Origin of the sequence: Neorhizobium phenanthreniclasticum (assembly GCF_040066075.1) — a bacterium.
Lineage (GTDB): Bacteria > Pseudomonadota > Alphaproteobacteria > Rhizobiales > Rhizobiaceae > Neorhizobium > Neorhizobium petrolearium.
The window spans coordinates 56,521-82,663 of record NZ_JBEAAL010000026.1 but is presented as its reverse complement, the minus strand read 5'-3'; the positions used below and the strand labels follow the sequence as shown (position 1 = coordinate 82,663).

The following is a 26,143-nucleotide window of genomic DNA, read 5'->3' as shown; positions in this document are numbered from 1 at the left end:
CTCCTCAATGTCCCACGCGCGAAAGGACGTCCGCCTTCAGGAAGCGCTCGACGACAGCCATGAAGACCAGCGACGGAACGAGCAACAGGAGGGCAGTGATCGACGCGATCTGGTAATTGCCGCCGGCGCCTGCGGTATAAAGCAGCAAGGGCAGCATGTTCACGTCCGGTGCGCCGACGAAATAGCTGCCGGTGAATTCATCGAGCGATTCCAGGAAAACGAAGATGGCGCTTGCCATCAGGCCGGGTGCGGCAAGCGGCAGCGTCACGTCCAGGAAGGTGCGCATCGCACCGGCGCCGATGTTGCGCGCCGCCTGCTCAAGCTCCACGTCGATGGCGGAAAACGCGGCGGTTGCGATCCAGACCGCATAGACGAGACCATGCGAGACATGCACCAGCACCACGCCCGGTATCGTGCCGTTCAAGCGGATTTCGTAGAAGATGCGCGCGACATTGACGTAGACCGTCAGGTTCGGGAACGCCTGCGGGATCAGGAAGGCAAGCAGGATCAACCCTCTCAGGGGCAGCTTCAGCCGCGCCAGTGCATAGCCGGCCGGAATTGCCAGAAGCAACGAGACGACGACGGTCAGAAGCGCGACGATCAGCGAATTGGTCAGCGACTCCACCGCCCCGCCGCGCGGTGCGAACACTTTTGCCCAGGAGCCGAAACCGTATTCCAACGGGAAGCTATGGGGAAAATACCACTTTTCCGCCACCGTCCAGAGCAGCATGTTGAAAAGCGGGCCGAAGATGAAGAAGGCCATCAGCCCGAAGACGATGCCGCGCGGCACCCACCAGAGGGCAGCGAGAGGATTGCGGCGGCCGGTCACGACGGAGGCGGTCATGCGCGTTCCTTGAGGCTGGCGCGCAGGTAAATCCACGCAACGGACGAGGCGAGCACGAGCGAGACGAGGCCAAGCGCATTGGCGACACCGTAATCCCCGTAGGAATTGACGCGGAAAGCAATGTCGGCGGTCAGCATGGTCGGCGACTGGGCGTTGATCATCAGAGGCACGGAAAGCACCGACATCATGGTGACGAAGGAGAGGATGAGGCCGACGGTCAGCGTCATCGCTACCTGCGGCACGAGGATTTCGATGAGAACGCGCAAGCGCGAGGCGCCGAGATTGCGGGCCGCCTCGATCGTATCGCGGTTGACCGAAGCCATGGCGCCGGCGACGAGCAGCGCCACGAAAGGCGTCTGCTTCCAGACGAAGGCGATGACGATGCCGCGCCAGTCGAGAAAGCTCTGGGCATCGAGCGGGGTCAGCAGGCCGAGACTGATGAAAGTGTTGTTCATCATGCCGTTCTTGGCGAGGAAGGTGCGGAGGATCTGCCCGACGACGATGAACGGAATGAACATCGGCCAGCGATAGAGAAAGCGCAGGATCGCCACCGCGACCGGATGTTCGCCGAGCGTCAGATAACCGCCGATCGCAATCGAGGCGATGCCGATCAGCACCGTCGACAGCGTGATGATGACGACGGAAAAGACGATATCCTTCGTGTAGAGGTCGAAGGTCTTGGCGAAATTGCCCCAGCCGAATGCCCCCTCCACCTGGAAGGCGCCGACCGCCGACATGACGAGCGGCAGGATGAACAGGAGGACGATCACCGCAAGCGCGGGCAGCACGAGGAGGAGACCGAGAAGGCGTCTGGACATTTTTCGAACTCGATGGAATTGCCCCTCATCCGCCAGCCGGCACCTTCTCCCCGCGAGCGGGGAGAAGGACCAACGCGGCGCCCTCTCCGGCCCACTCGACATTCGAGCGGGGCAAGTCCCCTCTCACCGCCTGCGGGGAGAGGGTTAGGGTGAGGGGCATAGGCCGAACGCTGCGCCGCTTACTTGACCGACTTTTCGTAGGCTTCCAGGATCGCGTTGTTATAGGGCGCGATCGGGAAGGGCTTGCCCTTGACGGCAAGGTCTTCCGGCGTGATGTCCACGAAGAGCTTGTTCCAGGTGGCGTCGTCGAGCTCGGCCTTCACCTTGTCGGCATCGATGCCCGGATACCAGTTGAAGCGCTTGACGATGCCTTCGGCCTGGACCTTCGGGCTGGTGGCAAGCGCGATGAACTTTTCCGCCAGGTCCTTGTGGGCCGTCTTTTCCGGCATGACGTAGTGCATCGGCTGGCCCGGCATGCCCGGAGCCGGCAGCATGAGCTTCAGCGTCGGCGGAAGCTGGCCGTTCGCCTGCCAGGAATAGAACATGTCGACCCAGACCGGACCCATGGCGATCTCGCCGCGGGAGAGCAGATCGAGCGTTCCGGCATTACCGGGGGTGAGCGTCGCATTGGTGGTGAAGTCGGCGAGGCTCTTGAAGGCCGCATCCCACTTCTTCGTTTCCTCTTCCTTGAACGGGCCGTTCATCAGCGTGTTGGCATCGCCGCCGCCGAAGGCATAGATCCAGCCCATGACGAAGCTGACGCCCGAAGCGCCGCCCTTGATGCCGTTGTAGCCGAACTGCTTCGGATGGGCCTTCGCCCATTCGGCCAGTTCCGCATAGGATTTCGGCGGATTCTGAACAAGATCGGGATTGTAGGCGATCGCCGTCTGGCTGTTGAACATCGGCATGACATAGCCGTCGACATTGGCGCCGAGCGCCATCTTCGCATTGGCGCGGGTGACGAGCTTGCCGGTGTCGATGTCACCGCGATACTTGGCGAGATAGTCCTTGGCAACCATCGGGCCGGCGAACTTCTCGTGCACGACGGCAACGTCGACATCCCACTTTTCCGCCTTGGCGGCAGCCTGGGCGTCGAAGCGCTCGAGGATCTTCTGCGAACCGGCATCGCCGGGGCCCGTGCCGACGGCGCGAACCGTATTGCCCGGATAGGTCTTCTCGAAAAGGGGCCCAAGATACTGGTTGATGTAATCGACCATGTTCTGGTCGCCGGCGGTCGCGACCGTCAGCTCTTCCGCATGGAGCGGAAGGGCTGCGAAAGCGACGGCAAAGGCCGCGTAAGACATTCTCTTCATGGGTGTTCTCCGTGAGCTGAAAAGTCGAGTTTCAAAAAGTCAGGCGTAAACTTTCCCGGACGGTGCCCGGGAAACGGTGGAGGCCGGCTCATTCGCCGGCGCATTAAAAAGGAAAAGCGCTTCCGCCGGGACATGGACGGCGACGCGGGCACCCGGCTCGAAGGCCTGGGTCCCATCGGCCATGATCTCGGTCTGCCCGATCCGGACCACATGGCGCCAATGGCCGCCGGGATAGCTGACGGCAGCGACCTCGCCCCGAAATGTAATGCCGGAACCAACCGTCGCGATCTCGCCTTCCGCAAGGAGGCGCGCGGCTTCCGGGCGGAACCGGGCTTCGACGGGGCCGGAGGTCAGCGAGCGCTCGAGAATCGGCACGCCGGCCACTGCGTTGGCCGCTCCTTCGGCGATCACGAACTGGCCGCCCACCCGCACTCCATCGAGGTGGATCACGTTCTCGACCCCCATGAAGGCGGCGACGAAAGCCGAGGCCGGACGGTTGTAGACCTCTTCCGGGGTTCCCTGCTGTGCGATCTTCCCGGCGTTCAGGATGACGATGCGGTCGGCCATGACCATGGCTTCCTCGCGGTCATGGGTGACGTGGATCGCCGTGATGCCGAGCCGCTTCTGCAGCGCCCGGAGTTCGTGACGGACCGTCAGGCGGATGCGGGCATCGAGGTTCGACAGCGGCTCATCGAGCAGCAGGATTTCCGGATCGACGGCGAGCGCCCGGCCAAGCGCTACGCGCTGACGCTGGCCACCCGACAGCGCCGAAGGCTTGCGCGCCTCCAGCCCGTCGAGGCCGAGCAGCAACTGCATCGCGGCGACGCGGGTGGCGATCTCGGTGCGCGGCACGCCCTTCAGCTTCAGTCCGTAGCCGATGTTCTGGGCAACAGTCATATGCGGCCAGAGCGCATAGGACTGGAAGACCAGCGCCATGCCGCGCTTGTCCGGCGGCAGGTGCGTCACGTCGCGATGGCGCACCTTCACCTCGCCGGCCGACGGGCCGATGAAGCCGGCTAACAATCTCAGAAGCGTGGTCTTGCCGCAGCCGGACGATCCGAGCAGCGCCACGAACTCGCCTTTCGAAATCGACAGGTCGATGTCGGCCAGGACCTGCGTGGAACCGTAACGGCTCGCAACACCGCGCAATTCCAGAAATCCGCCCCGCTCCATCGAAACCCCTTCTTGCACAGCCGTGCAATCTTGCTGGCGATTTCTTAAGGCGCGAGTTTTACAGGCGGATGACAGCGGCGTTGTTTGTTTTCGAACTGGCCTAGACGGCCTGCAGCGCCTCGAGGCGGGCGAGCGCCTTTTCCAGTTCCCCGGCTCCGGTCGCCACCAGAGCAGCCCCCGCCTCCTTGAGAACCTGGGCACGGTCAGGCCGCGGGTCGGCAGGATCGACAAAGCCGATCGGCACCATACCCGCGGCCCTCGCCCCCGTAATGCCGTGGCTGCTGTCATCGATCACCACACAATTCTTCGGATCGACGGCAAAGGCCTTGGCGCAGAAATGGAAAAGGTCGGGCGCCGGTTTTGGCCGTGCCACCCTGTCGGAGCTGAAGACCGAGGGCGCAAATGCGTGCCAGAGATCGAGCAGGCCGAGGCTCTTCGACAGCCGGTCCGTCGAGCTGTTGGAAGCGACGCATTTTTTATACGACAGCGACCGGACGAGTTCTTCCATGCCCGCCATCGGCTCCAATGAGCGGGCGAATTCCGGATAGATGTCGAGATGCCAGGCCTCAAACACCGCATCGAGGTTTTCAAGACCGAGTTCATCGGCGCAGATGCGGCGGATGACATCCGGCGAATTGCCGGTGAAGCGGATCAGGACCTCTTCCGCGGTGATGGAAGCGCCGGCATTCTGCAAGGCTTTGGCAAGCGTGCGACTGGCGATCGGCTCGCTGTTGATCAGCACGCCGTCACAATCGAAAATCAGAAGATCAATCTGCATGGGAGTCCAATTTCAGTGGTGCGTCAGAGCCGGTTGACGCCGGCTGCACCGTCGGCGACGGCGAAGCTCTGGAAAACGCTGGCCGGAGAATTCTGCTGCTTGCGGTCTGCGATGCCGACGAAATCCACCTCGGTCGACCGGTCATTCAAGCGCATGATGGCATAGCCATGCTTGTCCGAGGCGAACTTGAGGTGCGGGTTTTCGGCAAGCGCCGTGGCAAGGCTCTTTTCGGACGGTGCATCGGACGTGATCGAGCCGCCGACGAACTCGGTGGCGATGGGCGTTGCCTTTTCGTCCGCGAAGTCGCGCTTCACGTCAGCCGCATAAAAGGCGTGCAGGTCGCCGCCGATGATCACGGGATTGCGAACGGCAGACGACTGCACGGCATCGAGGAGACGGCCGCGCGCCGCGCGATATCCATCCCAGCCATCCAGATTGTAGCCCGTCTCAGGACCCGCCTTGGTGTCGCGCTCGGACAGCAGGGTCTGCTGGGCGATGACGTTCCACTTTGCCTGGGAACCGGCAAGCGTCTTGCCGAGCCATTCCTCCTGCACCGGGCCGAGCATGGTTCGTTCAGGTCGATCCCCGGCGGCAGCCCCCTGGAGCTGCGGCGAGCGATATTGCCGCGTGTCGAGCAGCGTCAGTCCGAGCAGATTACCGAAGCGATGGTGATCGTAGATGCGCAGCGCGTCGAAGCCATTGCCAAGGCTTGGATGTACCGGCATGTGCTCGAACCAGGCCTGATAGGCGGCGCGGCGACGGGCAAGAAAGGCCGTCGAAGCCGGCGCGTCCGGCGCGCGATCATTGGCATAGTTGTTGATGACCTCATGATCGTCCCAGACCGCAAGCCAGGGGAAGGCTGCATGCGCCGCCTGCAATTGCGGGTCCGATTTGTAGAGCGCATAGCGGTCGCGGTATTCGTAGAGCATGGAGGGCACGCCGGTTCCGTGCTTGCGCACCAGTTCAACGCCATAACTCCGCTCGTAGATGTAATCGCCGAGATGCACGACAAGATCGAGGTCTTTTCCCGCCATGTCGCCATAAGCGCTGTAGAAGCCTTGCTCGTATTGCTGGCATGAAGCGAAGGCGAAACGGAAGGCATCGGTACTTTCGGGCGCTGTTTTGGTGCGACCGACCGGACTTTCCGCATCTCCCGAACGGAACCGGTAGAAATACCAGCGGCCGGGCTGCAGCCCCTTCACCTCCACATGCACCGAATGGGCGAATTCCGGCACGGCACGGACGAGGCCGGACTGGACAGGCTTGGAAAACGCCTCGTCCTCGGCCACCATCCATTCCACGTCGATCGGATCGGCGACCGACTGCGGCGCCGGCGCGAAGGGATCGGCGGATACGGCCGCCGACGCATCCTCCAGGATCAGCCGGGTCCACAGCACGATGCTATCGGTTCTCGGCGAACCCGATGCGACGCCGAGCGCGAACGGATCGATCTTGAAGCTTTCCGCACGCGCGGACCCGAGCGGCCGCCAGACGGCCGCCGCTGCCAGTCCGCTTGCCAGGAAGCTCCGCCGGTCAATGCGCAGCATCAAGTAGTCCTTCGCGTGCCTTGACGGCCAGATCCGGCCGGTCGGTGGTGATCTGGCGGATCGGCTGCTTCAGCCAGAATGAGAGGTCGTCCAGGTCGTTCGGCACCCAGGCACCAAGCCTTTCAGCAGGAATCAGCGCCGAGAGCAGATCCCATTCCTCGGACAGCAATGCCTTTTCGACGGCAAGCACATCCGAGACCCGCAGCATGGCTTCGACCGACTGCCGCAGACCTCGGGCCTCGACGGACTTGTGGCTGAGCGAGGAGAGCCGGCGGATATGTGGCGCTACCTCGCCGACCTTCTTCAGGACGTCGCTGTTGAAGCTCGTCAGGAAGGAACGGTCTGCAAGACCGAAGCGGTCGATCTCCGCAGCAGCGGCGGTTTCGAGGCCTTCGTAGGGCTTGCCATCGGCATCGGCCTTCAGCTCCACATGCAGTTCGAGGCCGGTCGGGGCGTAGATTTCCAGCACTTCGGCAAGCGTCGGGATGCGCTCGTCCGTGCCCTTGAGGATGACCGAGCGATATTCGCCGGCGGCGAGATCAGCGACGCGGCCGGTGCGTTCCGTCGTGCGGTCGAGCGTCGCGTCATGGATGACGAGAAGCTCGCCCGCGGCGGTCAGATGCACGTCGAACTCGACGGATTCCACCGGAAGCGCAAGCAGATTGCGAAAGCCGGTGAGGCTGTTCTCGGCCCAGAGATTGCGGGCGCCGCGATGGCCGACGATGATGGGTGTGGGCATCGGAAATACCTCCTTACTTGCTTGAATCCACCAGACCCTTGGTGAACCAGCGTTGCATCAGCAGAATGACGAGGGCGGGCGGCGCCATGACGAAGAAGGAAGCCGCCATGGCGATGTTCCAGGCCGGTTGCGCATCCGCCACCGGGATCAGGTCCTTCAGCCCGATCATCGCCGTGTACATTTCCTTCTCGGTCGTGAAGAGCAGCGGCCAGAGATACTGGTTCCAGCCGTAAAGGAAGAGGATGATCGACAGCGCCGCGATGTTGGCGCTGGAGAGCGGCAGAAGCACGTCCCGGAAGAATTTCAATGGCCCGGCACCGTCGAGCTTCGCCGCCTCGCAGAGCTCGTCCGGCACGGTCAGGAAAAACTGGCGGAACAGGAAAGTCGCCGAGGCCGAGGCGATCAGCGGCAGGATCAAACCGCCATAGGTGTTGACCATGTTCCACTGCAACGCCGCATCCAGCTGGTAACCGGTGGTGTTGGCAAGAAAACCGGTCAGGCCGATCGCTTGGAAGAAGGAGCGGAGCGGCCCGCCGGCATCCGCCACCGCCTCGTAGGTCGGGATGATGCGCACTTCGACCGGCAGCATCAGCGAGATGAAGATCAGCCAGAAGGCAGTCATGCGGAAGGGAAAGCGGAAGTAGGTGACCGCAAACGCGGCGATGATCGAGACCGCAAGCTTTCCGACAACGATGCCGACCGTGACGATGAGGGAGTTGATATAGAGCTGGCCGAAATCACCTTCATTCCAGGCACCTATGGTGTTTTCGACGAAATGTTCACCCGGCAGCAGCGGGAACGGCACCTGCTGCACCTCACCGACCGTCAGCGAACCGGCGACGAAGGCGAAATAGAGCGGCATGCCGACCGCGGCGGCGCCAAGCAGCAGCACCACATGACAGAAGATGGAGAGACCAATGTGACGTTCGACCATGATCACACCTGGTAATTGACTTTGCGCTCGACGGCGCGGAATTGCAGGACGGTGAAAAGGATGGCGATCGCCATCAGCACCACGGATTGCGCGGCCGACGAGCCGAGGTCGAGCTGACGGAAACCATCCTGGTAGACCTTGTAGACCAGGGTGTTGGTGCTGCCGGCCGGGCCGCCATGGGTGATCGTGTCGATGATGCCGAAGGTCTCGAAGAGGCCGTAGACGAAATTCATGACGATCAGGAAGAAGATCGTCGGCGCGGCCATCGGCAGCGTGATCGTCAGGAAGCGCCTTACCGGCCGGGCGCCGTCTATCGCGCCGGCTTCGATGACGGAAGCCGGTACGGCGAGGAAGGCCGCGACAAGGAAGATGTAGTCGTAGCAGATATGCTTCCAGACCGCCGCCACCGAGACCAGCAGCAATGCATCGAAGGGCCGGCGGTTCGGGTCCCAGGCGAAGCCCAGGTCATGCAGCATGTGCGCCAGCGGGCCGACCGTCGGATTGAAGAGAAAGGCCCAGAGCACGCCCGAAATTGCCGGCGCGATGGCGTAGGGCAGGAGGATGACGCCCTTGTAGATCGCCTTGCCGCGCATGACCTGATCGGTGGCGAAGGCGAGCAGACCGGCGACCAGAAGCGTGACGACGGACTGGACGGTGGTGAACCAGAGGGTAAGCACCGCGCTGTCGCGATATTCCGGGCTCGAAAACAGGGTCGTAAAATTATCCAGCCCGACGAAGATCATCGTCCCGCCGAACGGATCGACCTGCACGAAGGCAAGCGACAGCGCCTTCCAAGTCGGAATGAAGAAGAAAAAGAGCAGGATCAGAAGTTGCGGAGCAACCAGGCCCGCCGCCAGCCAGGGCCGCCGGAAATGCGATGCCTTGAGCCCGGTTTCGGACGACCCGACAAGCGAACCCAACCAGGGCAGCAACGGAAAACGGGGGCGCGTCGCCGCGCCCTCGTCCAGTCTCAAGGCATCACTTGCCGGCATGGAGCTTCTCGTACTGGCGCAGGATTTCATTGCCGCGCTTGACCGAAGAGTCCAGAGCCTCCTGCGGCGTCTTCTTGCCGGTCCAGACCGCCTGCATCTCCTCGAGCAGGATCGCCGTCGCCTGGTTATGGTTGCCGAAGCGGAAACCTCGCGAATTGTCGTTCGGCTCGCCGCGCGAAAGCTGTTCGATGGCGATCTCGCGGGTCGGATGATCCTTGAAATAGCCTTCCTGCTTCATCTTGGCGTAGGCGGCATTGGTCACCGGAACATAGCCGGTCGACTTGCTCCACCATTCCTGAACGTTCGGCTGGGCGACATAGTTGAAGAAGGCTGCAACACCGGCCTGAACCTCCTCCGGCTTGCCCTTGATCGCCCAGAGCGCAGCGCCGCCGATCGTGCTGTTCTTCGGCTGGACGCCTTCCTCATGCGGCATGACAGCTGCGCTCCACTTGAACTTGGCATCCGCCTCGACGGCCGAATGGCTGGCCGTAGAATTGATGATCGAGGCGCAGGTGCCCGAGGTGTAGAGGCTGATCGGGGAAACACCCTGGCCGGCGATCTTCAACACACCGTCGTCGATCCACTTCTTCAGCCGCGCGACCTGACCAACCACGGAGGTCTTGTTGTAGACGAATTCGGTATCGAGACCGCCGTAACCGTTGGCCTTGGTGCCGAAGGGCTGATCATTGATCGCCGAATAGTTCTCGATCAGGCTCCACTGGTAGTCGCCCGGAAGCGCCATCGGGCAATCGGTGACCTTCTTTTCCTTCAGCGCATAGAGCTGCTTTTCGAGATCCTGCCAGGTGTCGGCCGGTGCATCGAAGCCCGCTGCCTTGAAGGCATCGGCATTGTACCAGAGGATTGGGGTCGACGAGTTGAAGGGCAGAGCCGCCGGCTTGCCGTTGACGATATAGAAGCCGGCAACCGGCTTGACGAAATCGTTCCAGTCGATCTTGTAGCCCTGCTTGGCCATCAGTTCGTCGGCCGGAATGATGGCCCCGGAATTCAGCATGGTCATGAAGCCGCGTTCGGCCGACTGAAGGATAGCCGGCTGCTGGTTGACGCGGTAGGCGGCGACCATGGCCGCCATCGTCTCTTCGTAATTGCCCTTGTGGGTGCCGACGACCTCGTACTTGTCCTGCGACTTGTTAAAGTCCGAGATGAGCTGCTGAACGGTCTCGCCGAGCTTGCCGGAGATCGCATACCACCATTCGATCTTGACGCGTTCCGCAGCCGCAGCGCCCGTCGCGCCCATCAGCAGCGCGCCGGCGGCAAGCAGGCCGGCCACCGATTTCACATATGTCGAAGCCATGTTTTCGGTTCCTTGGGTTTCCTGGGCCCCTTGCGTGGCCCGCCTCTGTTAGGTTCTGGCCATTTTTCCCGCTCTGGGTTAGCCATGACACGAGCGGGTTACGTTACATATGTTACACGCATGTGACATATGAGCACAATGGGGCTTTAAGATGGAAAATCGCGAATTGATGGTGCGAGCGGCCTGGCTCTACCACGTGGAAGGGTTGACCCAGCAGCAGATCGCCGAGCGGATGAACGTCACCCGGCGGCGGGTCAACGAAATTCTGTCGGAAGCACTGGAAACAGGTGTGGTGCGGATCAGCTTCGATGCCGTGCTTTCCGAAAGCGTCGAACTGGAAGCCAAGCTCAGGAAACGGTTTGGTTTGAAGGACGCCGTGGTGGTGCCGAGCCCAAGCGATCCGGGGTTGCTTCATTCCGTGCTCGGGCGGGGTGCCGCGGGTTTTCTCGGCAGATTGATCCAGACGCAGAAGCCCGCCTCGATCGGGATCGGCTGGGGCTCCACATTGCGCGAGACAATCCACCACATGCCTTCGCTCAACGAGCCGCAGATCAGGGTGCGTTCGATGATGGGCGGGCTGACCCACGGCTCGGAGATCAACACGTTCGAGATCGTCCGCGGCTTTGCCCAGGTGCTGAACGCCCAATGCCGTTATTTTGCAGCGCCGATCTATGCCGACAGCGCGGAATCGCGCGACGCGATCATCTCGCAGGGCGTCTTCCAGAAGACGTTCAAGCAGATCTGCGAGGTGGATGTCGCCTACCTTAGCGTCGGCGACGTGTCGCAGCAATCGCTGCAGGTGCGCTACGGCCTGCCGGAAGGCATGGACGAGGCGATCCTGAGAGATGCCGGCGCGGTGGGCGACCTGATGGGCCGTTATCTCGACACTTCCGGGCGGGAGATCGACCATCCGCTGAACCGCCAGGTGCTCTCGCCGGAACTCACGGATTTCCGCAGGATCGACTGCCGGATCGTCGCCTCCGGCGGGGCGCACAAACACAGGATCCTGCACGCCGTGGCGGAAAGCGGCCTGATCAACGTATTGATCACCGATGCCGGCAGCGCCCGCGCCATGCTGGCGCGATAGATCAAAAAGTTAGAGCGGGATCTTAACCGAAAACCGCCCACACTTTTCGGCATCCCGCTCGAGCCGTCAGATGTTCCTCCGCTTGCCCTCAAGCAGGTCGAGGACCTTGTTGGCGGCGTCCAGCACATTGGTGCCGGGGCCGAAGACGGCTGAAACACCGTGTTCCAGAAGGAAATCATAGTCCTGGCGGGGCACGACACCGCCGACCACGACGATCACATTGTCCGCCCCTTTCTTCTTCAGCGCCTCGACAAGCTGCGGCGCCAGCGTCCTGTGACCGGCGGCGAGCGAGGACATGCCGACCACCTGCACCTTTTCCTTCACCGCGAGATCGGCCGCCTCCTCCGGTGTTTGGAAGAGCGGGCCGGCCAGCACGTCGAAGCCGATGTCGCCGAAGGCGGACGCGATCACCTTGGCGCCGCGGTCGTGGCCGTCCTGGCCGAGCTTGGCGACCATGACCTTCGGCCTGCCGGACGCCTTGCTATAGCCGCTCAGGCGGCTGACGAGCGTCTTGTATTCGGGATCCCCGTCATAGGCCGGGCCGTAGATATCTCCCACCACTTCCGGCACTGCGGAATGATCGCCGAAGGACTTTCGCATGGCGTCGGAAATTTCGCCGACGGTGGCGCGGGCGCGAGCCGCCTCGACCGCCGCTTCGAGGAGATTGCCCTTGCCGGTACGGGCGACCTCGGAAAGCACACCAAGCGTCTCTTCGACTTTCCTCGGATCGCGCCGGCGGCGGACCTCTTCCAGCCGCCTCACCTGCGCCTTGCGCACGGCGGTATTGTCGATCGCCAGAATGTCGAGCTCGTCCTCGTTCTCCAGCCGGTATTTGTTGACCCCGACGATGATCTCCTCGCCACGGTCGACGGCAGCCTGGCGAAGGGTAGCCGCCTCCTCGATCATCCGTTTCGGCAGGCCTTCGGCGACGGCCTTGGTCATACCGCCCATCGCCTCGACTTCCCCGATCAGCGCCCAGGCCTTTTCCGCAAGCTCGTTGGTGAGGCTTTCGACATAATAAGAGCCGGCCAGCGGATCGACCACTTTCGTAACGCCTGTTTCGTGCTGGAGGATGAGCTGCGTATTGCGGGCGATGCGGGCGGAGAAATCCGTCGGCAGCGCCATCGCCTCGTCGAGCGCGTTGGTATGCAGCGACTGCGTGCCACCAAGCGCCGCCGACAGCGCCTCATAGGCGGTGCGGATGACGTTGTTGTAGGGGTCCTGTTCCTGCAGCGACACGCCCGACGTCTGGCAATGAGTGCGCAGCATCAGGGATGACGCCTTCTGCGGCTTGAAGTCCTCCATGATGCGCGACCAGAGCAGGCGCGCAGCGCGAAGCTTCGCCGCCTCCATGAAGAAGTTCATGCCGATCGCGAAGAAGAAGGAAAGCCGGCCGGCGAAATCATCGACGTTCAGACCCTTGGCGAGGGCAGCGCGCACATATTCGCGGCCGTCGGCGAGCGTGAAGGCGAGCTCCTGCACCAGCGTCGCGCCCGCTTCCTGCATATGGTAGCCGGATATGGAAATCGAATTGAAGCGCGGCATCTCCTTCGCCGTATACTCGATGATGTCGGCGACGATCCGCATCGAGGGTTCCGGCGGGTAGATATAGGTGTTGCGGACCATGAACTCCTTCAAAATGTCGTTCTGGATGGTTCCGGAAAGCTCGGCCCGCGAACAGCCCTGTTCCTCGCCGGCGACAATGAAGGAGGCGAGGATCGGGATCACCGCGCCGTTCATGGTCATGGAGACGGACATTTCCTTCAACGGAATGCCGTCGAAGAGGATCTTCATATCCTCGACACTGTCGATCGCCACGCCCGCCTTGCCGACATCGCCCTCGACGCGCGGATGGTCCGAGTCGTAGCCGCGATGGGTGGCAAGGTCGAAGGCGACGGAAAGGCCCTTCTGGCCGGCGGCGAGATTGCGCCGATAGAAGGCATTGGACTCTTCGGCCGTCGAAAAGCCGGCATATTGCCGGATCGTCCAGGGGCGGCCGGCATACATGGTGGCGCGCGGCCCGCGTACGAAGGGCTTGAAGCCGGGAAGCGAGTTCAGATGCTCGATGCCCTCGAGGTCCTCAGCGGTATAGAGCGGCTTGACGTCGATGCCCTCGGCGGTGTGCCAGACGAGCGTTTCCGGCGACGCCTTCAGCTCCTTTTCGGCCAGTGTTTCCCAGTCTTTTACGGTCTTCCTGGACATCGAATGCTCCTCGACATGCGCCTTTGGACACGCGATCTTTCGATCCGTGGTTTATCTAGTGTTCGGACGGGGCGCTGAAAGCTGCCTCTTAAGTTTTTAGTTTAGGTGACACCTCTCAGCGCCCCGTTCGGCGGTTTGTGCCCGCGACTCCGGTCCCTCTGCCTTGGCCCTTCCGGACGGTCTTTTGCCGCCGGTTTCTCGATGTGTTCGGACGGACAAAAATCCGGCGAAACCATCCGTCGGGCCACTATGTGTGCCGCACAGGCACGCCCGGCACGCTGTTCGAGCACCAGAAGCGAAAGGCCGGTCCGTAACCTTTTCGCTTCCCCCGTGTCGCCGGAGGGAGACCATTTTCCGCGGACCCGGACGATGAGGTTTCGCGTCCTACCCTCACCGCCCGCGCCGGCCCGTCCTTCGGACCGCCGGAACGCCTTCCGGTGTATCCGATGCGGGACGGACACAGCATGGCACCGGACATGATCATGGGGATAATGAGAGGCTAAATTTCCCACAAGTCCTTGATTCTATCATCCGGCATTCCATTTCTGTCCTCGTCTCCCGTACTTGCCCCTGGCTACTCGAACTCCATGATCAGTTCGTCGACCGCGAGGCTTTGGCCGACCACCGCGGCGACGCGTTTGACCACGCCCTGTCTCTCCGCCTTCAGCGCGTTTTCCATCTTCATGGCTTCCACGGTCGCCAGCGTCTGACCGGCCTCCACGGAATCGCCCACCTTGACCGCAACCGACGTGATGACGCCAGGCATGGGGCACAGCAACATTTTCGACGTATCCGGCGGCAGTTTTTTCGGCATCAGGCGGGCAAGCTCGGCGACACGCGGGGAGCGGACACGGGCGGTCACGTCCATGCCGCGCCAGCGAAGGCGGATGGCGGAGCCGGCGAGATCGACCTTCACGCCCATCGACTCGCTGCCGACATGGAAACTCGCATGGCTCTGGCCCGGCACCCAGCCGCTCGCCACCGAAAGCCGTTCGCCATCGGAAAAGATCACGGAGGCGCCATCCGGGCCGGTTTCGAGCGTCACGGCCTCCGTAAGGCCGGCGAGCGCCATCACCCATTCCCGGCCGACGACGCGGCGGTGATTGCCGATCGTGCCCGAAATCTGCACCGCCCTTTCCTGAAGCGCCTGATTGATCAATGCCGCGATGGCCGCAAGCGACCGGGCCGACGATGCATCCGGCTCGATGCCCGCAAAACCGTCCGGGAATTCCTCGGCGATATAGGCGGTCGTCAGCCGGCCGGAGCGGAACCGCTCTTGCCCCATGACCGCCGAGAGGAAGGGCAGGTTGTGGCCGATGCCTTCCACCTCGAAATCGTCGAGCGCAGCACCCATCGCGTCTATCGCTTTTTCGCGATCGGGAGCCCAGGTGCAGAGCTTGGCGATCATCGGGTCGTAATACATGGAGATCTCGCCGCCCTCGAAGACACCGGTATCGTTGCGGATCACCGTGCCGTCATCCTGCCGGCCCTCCACCGGCGGGCGATAGCGCATCAGCCGGCCGATCGACGGCAGGAAGTTGCGATACGGGTCTTCCGCATAGAGCCGGCTTTCGATCGCCCAGCCATTCAGCTTCACGTCGTCCTGGCCGAAGGACAATTTCTCGCCGGCGGCGACGCGGATCATCTGTTCCACGAGGTCGATGCCGGTGACGAGTTCGGTCACCGGATGCTCCACCTGCAGGCGGGTGTTCATTTCGAGGAAGTAGAATTGGCGAGCGCCGTCGACGATAAACTCCACCGTGCCGGCGGAGAAATAGCCGACCGCCTTTGCCAGCGCCACTGCCTGCTCACCCATGGCACGCCGGGTGGCAGCATCGAGGAAGGGTGACGGCGCCTCCTCGATGACCTTCTGGTTGCGGCGCTGGATGGAGCATTCGCGCTCGCCGAGGTAAAGCGTGCTGCCGTGCCTGTCGCCGAGCACCTGGATCTCGATATGGCGCGGCTCGGTGACGAATTTCTCGATGAAGATCCGGTCGTCGCCAAAGGAGCTTTTCGCCTCGTTCTTCGAAGCCTGAAAACCCTCGCGTGCCTCCTGATCGTTCCAGGCAATGCGCATGCCCTTGCCGCCGCCGCCGGCCGACGCCTTGATCATCACCGGATAGCCGATCGAAGAGGCGATCCTCACCGCCTCGCCGGCATCCTCGATCAGGCCCATATGGCCGGGCACGGTGTTGACGCCCGCCTCCGCGGCGATCTTCTTGGAGGTGATCTTGTCACCCATCGCCTCGATGGCTTTCACCGGCGGGCCGATGAAGGCGACGCCTTCCTTTTCGAGCGCTGCGGCGAAAGCGGCATTTTCCGACAGGAAGCCATAACCTGGATGGACGGCATCCGCACCCGTCTTGCGGATCGCATCAAGGATCCTGTCGATGACGATATAGGACTGGGACGACGGCGCAGGACCGATATGAACCGCCTCGTCGGCCATGCGCACATGCAGCGCGTCACGATCGGCGTCCGAATAGACGGCGACCGTCGCAATGCCCATCTTCCTGGCCGTCTTGATGACCCGGCATGCGATTTCGCCGCGATTGGCAATAAGGATTTTCTTGAACATCAGGTCAGTTTCCCGGACCGCGATCATCGTCCTCGCGGTATTTCTTTTCATAAGGAAGGGTGAGAATGGCGGAACCGGCAGCCGCGCCGCCGAAGATCGAGGCAAAGGGGACGATCACAAGGAGAACGGGAAGGACGGGATTGGCCGAACGCGCAACCAGTGTGCCAAGACCGCCAATGTCGAACAGGATGAGCGCAGTGCCGACGCCCGCGCCGATGAGCGCGCCGGCAAGCGCATGAAGGCCCATGAAGCGCAGCATCTGCCAATGATCGCGGCGCACTTCCTCCGGCGTCAACTCGGGCTTGCGACGATCATCGCCAAACGCATGGTGCGCCCTTTGCCTTTCCAGCCTTTTCCGGAGCCAGCGCTCCGGATCGAAAAGCCTGCTCATGCTCGCCTTGAGGGGATGAGCGACGACGATTTTCTCCCGCATCGCCCTAGACCTCCATCACGTCTTCGAAAGATTCCGGAAAGCTCTGGCGCGCGGTCTTCTCGTTGATCATCAATAACGCCTCATAGGAGGCCGGGCCGAAATCCTTCTCTGCCGGCACGACCTCGCGGCCGAAGAGGAGGCTGAGACGCGCGGCATCGAGGTTGCCGCGCTCGAACGGTTCAGGCCCGAAATGGTGCCAGAGCGCATGCAGGAAGGCCGCGTCGACCTGATGTTCCTGGGAGCCCGGCCGGGCACGGCGGGGAAGAGCCTTGATCGGCGTCACGCCCTTCGGGTTCGCGCGGCGGATGACGAACTGGATTCCCGTGCCCGGCATGCCGGAGGGAAAGCCCCGATGCTTCGTCATGTCGGGAAGAGTGGCCATGGCTATTCCTCCGTCCTCTAAAGCGGGATCGTATCGTGCTTCTTCCAGTGCGTCGTCACCTGCTTGCCCCTCAGCGAGGCAAAGGCGCGGGCGATGCGACGACGGGACGAATGCGGCATGATCACCTCGTCGATGAAGCCGCGCTCGGCCGCCACGAACGGGTTGGCGAACCGCTCCTCGTATTCCTTCGTGCGGGCGGCGATCTTTTCCGCATCGGAAAGCTCGGAGCGGTAAAGGATTTCGGTCGCACCCTTGGCGCCCATCACCGCGATCTCCGCGGTCGGCCAAGCGTAATTGATATCGGCGCCGATATGCTTGGAGGCCATCACGTCATAGGCGCCGCCATAGGCCTTGCGGGTAATCAGGGTCACCATCGGCACGGTCGCTTCGGAATAGGCGAAGAGCAGCTTGGCGCCGTGCTTGATGACTCCGCCATATTCCTGCGCGACGCCCGGCAGGAAACCCGGCACGTCGACGAGCGTCAGGATGGGGATCGAAAAGGCATCGCAGAAGCGGACGAAACGGGCGGCCTTGCGCGAACTGTCGATATCGAGGCAGCCGGCGAGCACCATCGGCTGGTTCGCGACGACGCCGACCGTCTGTCCCTCAAGCCGGATGAAGCCGGTGACGATGTTCTTCGCGAAGGCTTCCTGGATCTCGAAGAAATCGCCCTCGTCGGCGATCGCGAAAATCAGTTCCTTCATGTCGTAGGGCTTGGTCGGGCTGTCGGGGATGAGGCTGTCGAGCCGCATCTCCACCCGGGCCGGATCGTCGTGGAAGGGCCGGACCGGCGGCTTTTCGCGGTTGTTGAGCGGCAGGAAGTCGAAGAGCTGACGCACCGCCTCCAGCGCCTCGATATCATTTTCAAAGGCGGCATCGGCGACCGAGGATTTTTTCGTATGAGTGCCGGCGCCGCCGAGTTCTTCAGCGGTGACGATCTCATTGGTCACAGTTTTCACCACGTCCGGGCCGGTGACGAACATGTAGGATGAATCACGCACCATGAAGATGAAGTCCGTCATCGCCGGCGAATAGACCGCGCCGCCGGCGCAGGGGCCCATGATGACGGAAATCTGCGGGATCACGCCCGACGCCTCGGCATTGCGGCGGAACACTTCCGCATAGCCTGCCAGCGAGGCGACCCCTTCCTGGATGCGGGCGCCGCCGGAATCATTGAGCCCGATCACCGGCGCGCCGACGCGGACCGCCATATCCATGATCTTGCAGATCTTCTGAGCGTGGGTTTCGGAGAGCGAGCCGCCGAGCACGGTGAAATCCTGGGAGAAGACATAGACCTGGCGGCCGTTGATCGTGCCCCAGCCGGTGACGACGCCATCGCCCGCCACCTTTTGTTCCGCCATGCCGAAATCCACCGCGCGGTGGGTGACGTACATGTCGAACTCCTCGAAGGAGCCCTCGTCGAGCAGGACATCGATACGCTCGCGGGCCGTCAGCTTGCCTTTGGCATGCTGTGCGGCGATGCGTCTCTCGCCGCCGCCGAGCCGTGCTTCCGCCCGTCGCTTCTCCACCTCGTTCAGAACTGCGCGCATGACTACTCCCGAATGCGTTCGCTCTTCCCTTATTCCGTCGGCCCATTCCAGAAAACCGTTGAACGCGTGCATTTGTGGAATTATAAAATCGCAAACCTGAAAATGCGAATTTGCGAACATGGCGATCGGAAAGCTCTTTATCGGCAGGAAAGTACGGGAATTGCGGGCCGCGAGCAATGCGACCCAGAGCCAGTTCGCCGAACGCATCGGCATATCGACCAGCTATCTCAACCAGATCGAGAACAACCAGCGGCCGGTTTCGGCGGCCGTGCTTCTGGCGCTCGCCGACAAGTTCCAGCTCGACATTGCCGAGATCTCGACCGGAGAGACGGACCGGCTTCTCTCCGCTCTTTCCGAGGCGCTGTCCGACCCGCTGTTCGAGACCTACCAGCCGAGCCTGCAGGAACTGAAGCTGGTAACCCAGAACGCGCCGGGGCTGGCGCACGCGCTGATCACCTGCCACCAGGCCTATCGCCGCAACGGCGAGCAGCTCGCCGGCATGGACGACCGGCTGGGGCGGACGGCTGCGGCCGAAACCACGCCCTATGACGAGGTGCGCGACTTCTTCCACTTCGTTGACAACTATCTGCACGAACTCGATATCTCCGCAGAGAAACTGGCGCTCGACCTCGGTTTCCCGGCCGCCGACAGCCATCCGCTGCTGACGGACTACCTGGAAAAGGCATTCGGCGTGCGCGTGGTGCACGGGCCGATGGCGGCGCATGCCATCCGCCATTACGATCCGGCCTCCCGGGTGCTGACGCTGAACCCCTATGCGCCGGCTCAGACCCGCCTCTTCCAGGTGGCGGTGGAGATCGCCCAGCTCCATGCGGGAACGATCGCCGATACGATCGCCCGCAATGCGGGTTTCCGGACCGAGGAAGCGGTGGACATCTGTCGCATCGGCCTCCACAATTATTTCGCCGGCGCGCTGCTGATGCCCTACCAGACGTTCCTCAAGGCGGCGCGGGAGCTCCGGCATGATATCGAGCTTCTGGCAGCGCGCTTCGGTGCCTCGCTGGAGCAGGTCTGCCACCGGCTTTCCACCCTGCAGAGGCCGGGCCTCAAGGGCGTGCCTATCTTCTTCGCCAAGATCGACCGGGCCGGCAACATCACTAAGCGGCACAGCGCCACCAAGCTGCAGTTCGCCCGTTTCGGCGCGGCCTGTCCGCTCTGGAACGCGCACCAGGCCTTCGAGGCGCCGGGGCGCATCATCCGGCAGCTTGCCGAAACTCCGGACGGCGTGCGTTACCTCTGTCTCGCCACGCAGGTGAGCAAGGGCATCGGCGGCTTCCGGTCGCACCAGCCGGTCTACGCGCTGGCGCTCGGCTGCGAGATTTCCTATGCGGAAGCCTTCGTCTATGCCGACGACCTGAACCTTGCGGATCGCGCCGGCTTCGATCCGATCGGCATATCCTGCCGCATCTGCGAGCGGCCGAACTGCACGAGCCGAGCGGTGCCCCCCTTCCGCCGCAAGATCGCCGTCGACCACAACATACGCGAAACCACGCCCTACAAGCTGCGCTGAAGCCCGCTTTCTTCAATCGGATTCCGGCAGCGGGCCTGGGCCGGTTGGTCTGCGCATGCCGTCAGTGAAACGCCGGTCGCCGTTTTCAGACGAGGTGTTTCAATGCACGTCGAAAGTGCCGGTGAGCGAGGCTTCCGACAGCGTGTGCTTGCGCACCTCATCCCACATGGATTTCGCGTCCGCCATATCCGACATTTCCAGCTCCGGCACATCGAGAGCGGCAATGCGGAAACGGTAATGGTGCGTGCCATGCCCCTTCGGAGGCTGCGGCCCGTCATAACGGGTATTGCCGAAGTCGTTGCGGGAGAAGCGCACGCCGCCCTTCGACTTCACATGGACGCCCCGCGACAGTTCGCTCCAATCCTTCGGGATGTTGAACATGCCGCAATGGCGAAACGTTCCGCGCGGCGCATCGGGATCCTCGACGATCAGCGCGAAACTCCCGGCGCCCTCCGGTGCCCCACTCCATTTCAGCGGCGGCATCTGGTTTTCGCCAAGCCGGGTATATTTGTCCGGCACACGTTCGCCCTCGGCGAAGGCCGGACTCGTCAGCGTCATAGCCATGTCCTGTTCCTCCATGCATCATGCGGCCTGTCGATCAGGCCGGCGATCCCTCAACAAGGATGCCGATCCATGGTTCCATGAAGCCGGGCCTATTTCCGCGTCAGCCACTCTCGGTGTCGGACCTGTCCTGCTCTTCCACAAAGATGCCCCAGGCCGCCATGAAGAGCGCCGCGATCAGGGGGCCGATCACGAAACCATTTATTCCCATCAGGGAAATCCCGCCGATCGTGGAAATCAATACGACATAGTCCGGCAGGCGGGTTTCCTTGCCCACAAGTGGCGGCCTCAGCAGGTTGTCGACAAGGCCGATGACCAGGACACCGATCGCCACCAGTATCGCCGCCTTGATCCAGAACCCGGAGAGCGCGAGGTAGGCTGCAGTCGGCACCCAGACCAGCGCGGCGCCCACCGCCGGAAGCAACGAAAGAAGGCTCATCAACACACCCCAGAGCAAGGCCGGCTCAACCCCAAGTGCCCAGAACGCGACGCCACCGATCGATCCCTGGATAAGTGCGATGATGACATTACCTCTTACCGTCGCCCGGATCACAGAAATGAACTTTGAACTAAACCGGTGGGTATGCGCGTCGCTCAACGGAAGCGCACGTCCGACGACACGCGCCAGCGAACGTCCATCCCGAAACAGGAAGAACAGCAGATACAGCATCACACCGAATGCGACGAAAAACTGAAGCGTGTTCTGCCCGAGACTTAGAGCCCTGCCGGCAAAAAAGCCGCCGCCCTGCATGAGCGCGCCGGAGACGCGAGTCCACAACTCGCCGAAACCATTCAACTCCAGCCTGTGAAGCCAATCCTGAACGAATAGAGGCAACGCGCCCTGCAGTTGCTGGAGAAGCCGCCGGACGTCGATTTCTCCGTTGTCGATGCGCTGATAGAGGTTGTTGCCTTGCTGAACGAGGGAACTGAGGACGATCAATCCCGGAATGATAACGAGGCAAAGGCAGATAAGGACCGAGATGGCCGCGGCAACATTCGAACGCCCGTGCAGCCCCGCTTCAAGCCTCGCATGCAGGGGAAAGAAGATGATCGCAAGAACGACGGCCCAGAAGATCGCGGAATAGAAAGGCAGGACGATGGCGATGAAGGCGATGCTCACCAGGACGAGGAGCACATAGAAACTGATACGCTGGACGGGCATGCGATCTCTTCCGCTGCGGATGGGCCGGTGCAATCCTATCACACATGTTTTCGCCGGTCTGGCCTTCCGAGCAAGCCAAATGCGGAGACTGCCTCCCTTCCCCATTCATGACATAGATCAAAGGACGGCGCACCACCTTCCGGTAGGGGATTTTCCAGAACCAGAGGTTACCCGGCAGAGTCTACCGGAGTTTCGGCTGCTGTGGATAATGGCGCTCACTGGCCCTAGATTAATCCGCGGTGGCGGAAGCCGTGGGCAGTCATGAAATCGGATTCCGGAGCGAGGATGCTTATGAACAAGAAGACGCAGTTCCACGTCTGGTATTGGGTCGCCGCCTTCTTCGGGCTGATGCTGTTCCAATACCTCTTCACGACCGCGACGCAGGTTGCGCAGATACCCTACAGCCAGTTCGAGACGGACCTGAAGGACGGCAAGATCGCCGAAGTGTCGGTCTCCGACAACTATATCCAGGGGCGATACAAGGAACCGCAGAACGAACGCCCCTATTTCATCACCACGCGCGTTCAACCCGACCTCGCCCAGCAGTTCCAGCAATACGGCGTGGTGGTGACCGGCCAAATGGAAAACACCTTCCTGCGAGACCTCCTTTCCTGGGTCATTCCCGTGGCGCTCTTCGTCGGCGTGTGGATGTTCATGCTGCGGCGCATGGGTGCCGGCGGCCTGGGCGGCGGCCTGATGCAGATCGGCAAGAGCCGCGCCAAGGTCTATGTCCAGTCCGATACAGGCGTGACCTTCAAGGACGTGGCTGGCGTCGACGAGGCCAAGGACGAATTGAAGGAGATCGTCGACTTCCTCAAGGACCCCGTCGGCTACGGCCGGCTCGGCGGACGCATGCCGAAAGGCATTCTGCTCGTCGGCCCGCCCGGGACCGGTAAGACACTTTTGGCAAGGGCCGTCGCGGGCGAGGCCGCGGTGCCGTTCTTCTCGATCTCCGGCTCCGAATTCGTGGAAATGTTCGTCGGCGTCGGGGCTGCCCGCGTACGTGACCTCTTCGAACAGGCACGCTCCAAGGCCCCGGCCATCATCTTCATAGACGAGCTCGACGCGCTGGGGCGCGCCCGCGGCATCGGCCCGCTTGCAGGCGGCCACGACGAGAAGGAGCAGACGCTCAACCAGCTTCTGGTGGAACTCGACGGTTTCGATTCCTCGACCGGGCTCGTGCTGCTTGCGGCCACCAACCGGCCGGAAATCCTCGACCCGGCCCTCCTTAGGGCCGGACGCTTCGACCGCCAGGTGCTCGTCGACCGTCCCGACAAGGTAGGACGCATCCAGATCCTCAACGTGCATATCAAGAAGGCGAAGCTTGCACCGGAAGTCAATGTCGAAGAGATCGCCGCGCTGACACCCGGCTTTACCGGCGCAGACCTCGCCAATCTGGTGAACGAGGCGACGCTGCTCGCCACCCGCCGGAAGGCGGCCGCAGTCACCATGGAGGACTTCAACAACGCCATCGAACGCATCGTCGCGGGGCTGGAAAAGCGCAACCGGCTGCTCAACCCCAAGGAGCGCGAGATCGTCGCCCACCATGAGATGGGGCATGCCCTCGTCGCCATGGCGCTGCCGGGAGTCGATCCCGTCCACAAGGTCTCGATCATCCCGCGCGGCATCGGCGCGCTCGGCTACACGATCCAGCGCCCGACCGAGGACCGTTTCCTGATGACCCGCGAAGAGCTCGAAAACAAGATGGCCGTGCTGCTCGGCGGGCGGGCGGCGGAATGGATCATCTATCATCATCTTTCGACAGGTGCTGCGGACGATCTCGTCAAGGTGACCGACATCGCTCGCGCCATGGTCACCCGCTACGGGATGACCGAAAAGCTCGGACACGTGGCGCTGGAAAGGGACCGGCGCTCCTTCCTCGCCACCGATCAGCCCTATTACGGACCGGAGGAGCATGAATATTCCGACGAGACCGCCACGACGGTCGACGAGGAAGTGCGTCGCATCGTCGACGAAACCTTCGACCGGGCGGTTGCCATTCTGACCGAGCGCAGAAGCGCATTGGAGAAATCCGCAAGGCTGCTGCTCGACAGGGAGACGCTGGACGAGAACGATCTTGCATCGTTCAAGCAGGCAGCTCCGGCCAACGCCGCGGAAAAGGTTTGATCCGGAGGGCGATGGATATCAGGCAGTGCTGCCGGTGACGCCAAGCGAAAGGCGGGCCGACCGCTCTCCCCCCGGCTGCAGGACAAAAAGGCCCGCGGCCGCCTTTGCTTCCGGCGGGAAGCCGAAGGCCCCGGCAACATGCGAGACGGGTTCGAGACAGACATAGGCCGGCATGCGGTGCGCCACCAGATGCGGCAGTTCCGGACCGGCGGTGAGCGTGATCTCGGCGCCGCCATCAAGGGTGGCCGTCGCAGCCCCCCACTCCGACAGGAAAACCGTAAAGCCCTCGCTAGGAAACGGCTTGTTGGCGTCGCGCGTTTGCGGTGCTGCTCCGCTCGGGATGCCCATCGAGCTTACCGGCCAGATTTCTGCCGCAACGCAGGAGACAGCATTCCCGAGGCCGGCCGCGAAATAGGGATGCCAGCCGAAACCACCCGGCATGGTGCCATTTCCCGTGTTCGTCAGCGCGAGTTCCACATCCAGCCGGCCGTCGGCGAGTACGAAGCGCTGCACGGCGCGGAAATCGAAAGGCCAGTCGGCATCCGCTTCATAGTTCAGGGCCAATTCGATCCGGTCTGGTTCATGCGAAACCACATGCCAGCGCCGACGGTGGGCCGGCCCGTGCTGTGCATCGCTCCCAAGTGCTGGATGCGGCAGGACTTCATAGTGCCTGCCCTCATGCTCGAAGGCAGCGCCGACCAGCCGGTTATGATAGGGGAACAGTGGATAGGCGCCGGCCTTCGGCCAGTTCAGCGGATCGAATTCCGGGCCGGTGGTCGGTATGAGGATGTCGCCGAACCGTTCGTGGACGAGATGGGTCATCCGTCCGCCATTTTCGGGGAGGAAGCGGGCGTCAAGAGGCCCGCTCCTTATGCTTGTCCAGCTCCCGGGCCAATCAGGCGAAGGCATAGGACCCGTCCGGGCGCTTCGGCACGCGCCGCTGCCAGTGGATATAGCCCTCTTCCTGCATCGCCTTCTCGTCCAGCTCGACGCCCCAGCCGGGTCGATCCGGCCGGAGTTCCAGATAGCCGTCCTTCGGCAGGTAGGGATCGACGACATAACGCGTTTCGCCTTCCCGCTTTTCGACTTCCGTGCCGCCATAGACATAGGCCTGACCTTTCGGCAGCCGGTATTCGAGAATCTTGAAATTCTGTTGCGCGGCGGAAAAATGCACGTTGACCGCCGTCGCGAGCGGCCCCATCGGATTGTGTGGCGCGACGCCCACGAAGAAGGCCTCGGCCAGCGTCGCGATCCGCTTCATCTCCGATATCCCGCCGACGACGCAGATATCCGGCTGGATCAGGTCCGCGCCCTTCACCTGCAGCAACCGCAGGAATTCGTTGCGGTTATAGAGCGATTCCCCCGTCGCCAGCGTGCAGTTCAGGCCCTGTTTCAGGTCGCCCCACATGTCGATGTTTTCCGGGCGCAGCGGCTCTTCGAAGAATAGCGGGTCGTAGGGCGCCAGCGCGTTGCCGAGCTGGCGGGCCGCCGCCGGCTCGTAGATCTTGGCATGTGCGTCGAAGGCGATCTCGTATTCCGGCCGCACGGCCTCCCGCAAAGTCCGGAAATATTCCGCCGAGCTCCGCACCACCTCGCCCCAGCGATTGGCGTGGATATCGATCCGCCACGGGCTGAGCTTGAAGGCGGTGAAGCCCCATTCCTCGTTCAGCCGGTCCAGCTCCTCCTTCGCCGCCGGTACGTCCGGCGCGGTGTAGACGCCGGCATAGATCTTGACCCGGTCGCGCACCTCGCCGCCCAAAAGCTTGTAGACCGGCACGCCCGCCGCCTTCGCCGCGAGGTCCCAGAGGCAATGGTCGAGCCCGGAAATCGCCGCCAGACCCAGCGCGCCCGGCGGAAACCGGCTCTGCTGAATCATCAGGTTGACCAGGAAATCCACCCGCGTCGGGTCCTGCCCTGCGATGAAGCCGTAGAGATAGTCCAAGAGCGGCGGCAAGGCCTTGTCCGGCCCATGGTTATAGCATTCGCCCCAGCCGGTGAGCCCGTCGTCGGTATCGAGCGCGACGATGACACGCGGCCGATCCTTGTCGCGGGTCATGAAGACCCGCATGCGATCGATCTTCAT

22 protein-coding genes are annotated in these 26,143 nt (G+C 62.6%); 3 read left to right on the top strand and 19 right to left on the bottom strand.

Features of this window, described 5'->3' with window-relative positions:
* Positions 1-4: 4 nt before the first annotated feature.
* The 10 genes from ABK249_RS26175 to ABK249_RS26130 form a co-directional block, all read right to left on the bottom strand.
* Positions 5-844, bottom strand: a complete 840-nt coding sequence (locus ABK249_RS26175; RefSeq protein WP_081952861.1) for an ABC transporter permease — start codon at positions 842-844, stop codon at positions 5-7.
* Positions 841-1,662 carry an ABC transporter permease gene (locus ABK249_RS26170; protein WP_037152424.1) on the bottom strand — a complete coding sequence of 274 codons (822 nt, stop codon included), beginning with the start codon at positions 1,660-1,662 and terminating at the stop codon, positions 841-843. The genes ABK249_RS26175 and ABK249_RS26170 overlap by 4 nt, the downstream gene beginning before the upstream one ends.
* 179 nt (positions 1,663-1,841) lie before the next feature.
* A complete protein-coding gene (locus ABK249_RS26165) occupies positions 1,842-2,975 on the bottom strand; it encodes an ABC transporter substrate-binding protein (RefSeq protein ID WP_037152421.1) in 1,134 nt (377 codons plus the stop codon).
* 39 nt (positions 2,976-3,014) lie between these two features.
* The gene (locus ABK249_RS26160; RefSeq protein WP_348864474.1) at positions 3,015-4,148 is read right to left on the bottom strand and encodes an ABC transporter ATP-binding protein; all 1,134 of its coding nucleotides are present in this window, start codon (positions 4,146-4,148) and stop codon (positions 3,015-3,017) included.
* A gap of 100 nt (positions 4,149-4,248) precedes the next feature.
* Positions 4,249-4,926, bottom strand: coding sequence for an HAD family hydrolase (locus ABK249_RS26155; RefSeq protein ID WP_348864473.1), 678 nt, complete (start codon positions 4,924-4,926; stop codon positions 4,249-4,251).
* Positions 4,927-4,949: 23 nt separating this feature from the next.
* Positions 4,950-6,473: an alkaline phosphatase D family protein gene (locus ABK249_RS26150; protein ID WP_348864472.1), complete on the bottom strand. Its 1,524-nt coding sequence runs from the start codon at positions 6,471-6,473 to the stop codon at positions 4,950-4,952.
* Positions 6,460-7,212 (bottom strand): glycerophosphodiester phosphodiesterase family protein, encoded by a 753-nt coding sequence (locus ABK249_RS26145; RefSeq protein ID WP_348864471.1) that lies wholly within the window; start codon positions 7,210-7,212, stop codon positions 6,460-6,462. Before ABK249_RS26145 ends, ABK249_RS26150 begins: the two co-directional genes overlap by 14 nt.
* Before the next feature lie 13 nt (positions 7,213-7,225).
* Positions 7,226-8,146 (bottom strand): ABC transporter permease subunit, encoded by a 921-nt coding sequence (locus ABK249_RS26140; RefSeq protein ID WP_037152409.1) that lies wholly within the window; start codon positions 8,144-8,146, stop codon positions 7,226-7,228.
* Between the two features lie 2 nt (positions 8,147-8,148).
* Entirely contained in the window at positions 8,149-9,138 is a 990-nt protein-coding gene (locus ABK249_RS26135; RefSeq protein WP_348864470.1) for an ABC transporter permease subunit, read from the bottom strand.
* The gene (locus ABK249_RS26130; protein WP_415926487.1) at positions 9,125-10,450 is read right to left on the bottom strand and encodes an extracellular solute-binding protein; all 1,326 of its coding nucleotides are present in this window, start codon (positions 10,448-10,450) and stop codon (positions 9,125-9,127) included. The genes ABK249_RS26135 and ABK249_RS26130 overlap by 14 nt, the downstream gene beginning before the upstream one ends.
* A gap of 151 nt (positions 10,451-10,601) precedes the next feature.
* Here ABK249_RS26130 and ABK249_RS26125 point away from each other — a divergent pair, with 151 nt between their 5' ends.
* Complete coding sequence (locus ABK249_RS26125) at positions 10,602-11,537, top strand: sugar-binding transcriptional regulator (RefSeq protein WP_227704809.1); 936 nt, start codon at positions 10,602-10,604, stop codon at positions 11,535-11,537.
* A 66-nt stretch (positions 11,538-11,603) separates the two neighbouring features.
* Here ABK249_RS26125 and scpA read toward each other — a convergent pair whose 3' ends face one another.
* From scpA to ABK249_RS26100, 5 genes are all read right to left on the bottom strand, one after another.
* Complete coding sequence (scpA, locus tag ABK249_RS26120) at positions 11,604-13,739, bottom strand: methylmalonyl-CoA mutase (RefSeq protein WP_348864469.1); 2,136 nt, start codon at positions 13,737-13,739, stop codon at positions 11,604-11,606.
* 574 nt (positions 13,740-14,313) lie between these two features.
* Entirely contained in the window at positions 14,314-16,317 is a 2,004-nt protein-coding gene (locus ABK249_RS26115) for an acetyl-CoA carboxylase biotin carboxylase subunit (RefSeq protein WP_227704807.1), read from the bottom strand.
* Positions 16,318-16,321: 4 nt separating this feature from the next.
* Positions 16,322-16,750, bottom strand: a complete 429-nt coding sequence (locus ABK249_RS26110; RefSeq protein WP_227704806.1) for a DUF3482 domain-containing protein — start codon at positions 16,748-16,750, stop codon at positions 16,322-16,324.
* A 4-nt stretch (positions 16,751-16,754) separates the two neighbouring features.
* On the bottom strand, positions 16,755-17,132 hold the full coding sequence (locus tag ABK249_RS26105) for a hypothetical protein (protein ID WP_348864468.1): 378 nt from the start codon (positions 17,130-17,132) through the stop codon (positions 16,755-16,757).
* Positions 17,133-17,149: 17 nt separating this feature from the next.
* Positions 17,150-18,682, bottom strand: a complete 1,533-nt coding sequence (locus tag ABK249_RS26100) for an acyl-CoA carboxylase subunit beta (RefSeq protein ID WP_227704804.1) — start codon at positions 18,680-18,682, stop codon at positions 17,150-17,152.
* A 118-nt stretch (positions 18,683-18,800) separates the two neighbouring features.
* Here ABK249_RS26100 and ABK249_RS26095 point away from each other — a divergent pair, with 118 nt between their 5' ends.
* A complete protein-coding gene (locus tag ABK249_RS26095; protein ID WP_037152390.1) occupies positions 18,801-20,210 on the top strand; it encodes a helix-turn-helix domain-containing protein in 1,410 nt (469 codons plus the stop codon).
* A gap of 99 nt (positions 20,211-20,309) precedes the next feature.
* Here the strand turns inward: ABK249_RS26095 and ABK249_RS26090 are convergent, their stop codons facing one another.
* Together ABK249_RS26090 and ABK249_RS26085 are read right to left on the bottom strand one after the other, a co-directional pair.
* Positions 20,310-20,774 (bottom strand): YbhB/YbcL family Raf kinase inhibitor-like protein, encoded by a 465-nt coding sequence (locus tag ABK249_RS26090; RefSeq protein ID WP_037152388.1) that lies wholly within the window; start codon positions 20,772-20,774, stop codon positions 20,310-20,312.
* Between the two features lie 100 nt (positions 20,775-20,874).
* Positions 20,875-21,933 carry an AI-2E family transporter gene (locus ABK249_RS26085; RefSeq protein WP_227704802.1) on the bottom strand — a complete coding sequence of 353 codons (1,059 nt, stop codon included), beginning with the start codon at positions 21,931-21,933 and terminating at the stop codon, positions 20,875-20,877.
* 285 nt (positions 21,934-22,218) lie between these two features.
* Between ABK249_RS26085 and ftsH the strand changes: the two genes are divergently transcribed.
* Positions 22,219-24,060, top strand: coding sequence for an ATP-dependent zinc metalloprotease FtsH (gene ftsH / locus ABK249_RS26080; protein WP_200883963.1), 1,842 nt, complete (start codon positions 22,219-22,221; stop codon positions 24,058-24,060).
* 18 nt (positions 24,061-24,078) lie between these two features.
* Here the strand turns inward: ftsH and ABK249_RS26075 are convergent, their stop codons facing one another.
* Both ABK249_RS26075 and ABK249_RS26070 read right to left on the bottom strand, forming a co-directional pair.
* Entirely contained in the window at positions 24,079-24,882 is an 804-nt protein-coding gene (locus tag ABK249_RS26075) for an aldose epimerase family protein (RefSeq protein ID WP_348864467.1), read from the bottom strand.
* 73 nt (positions 24,883-24,955) lie between these two features.
* Complete coding sequence (locus ABK249_RS26070) at positions 24,956-26,143, bottom strand: galactarate dehydratase (protein ID WP_037152381.1); 1,188 nt, start codon at positions 26,141-26,143, stop codon at positions 24,956-24,958.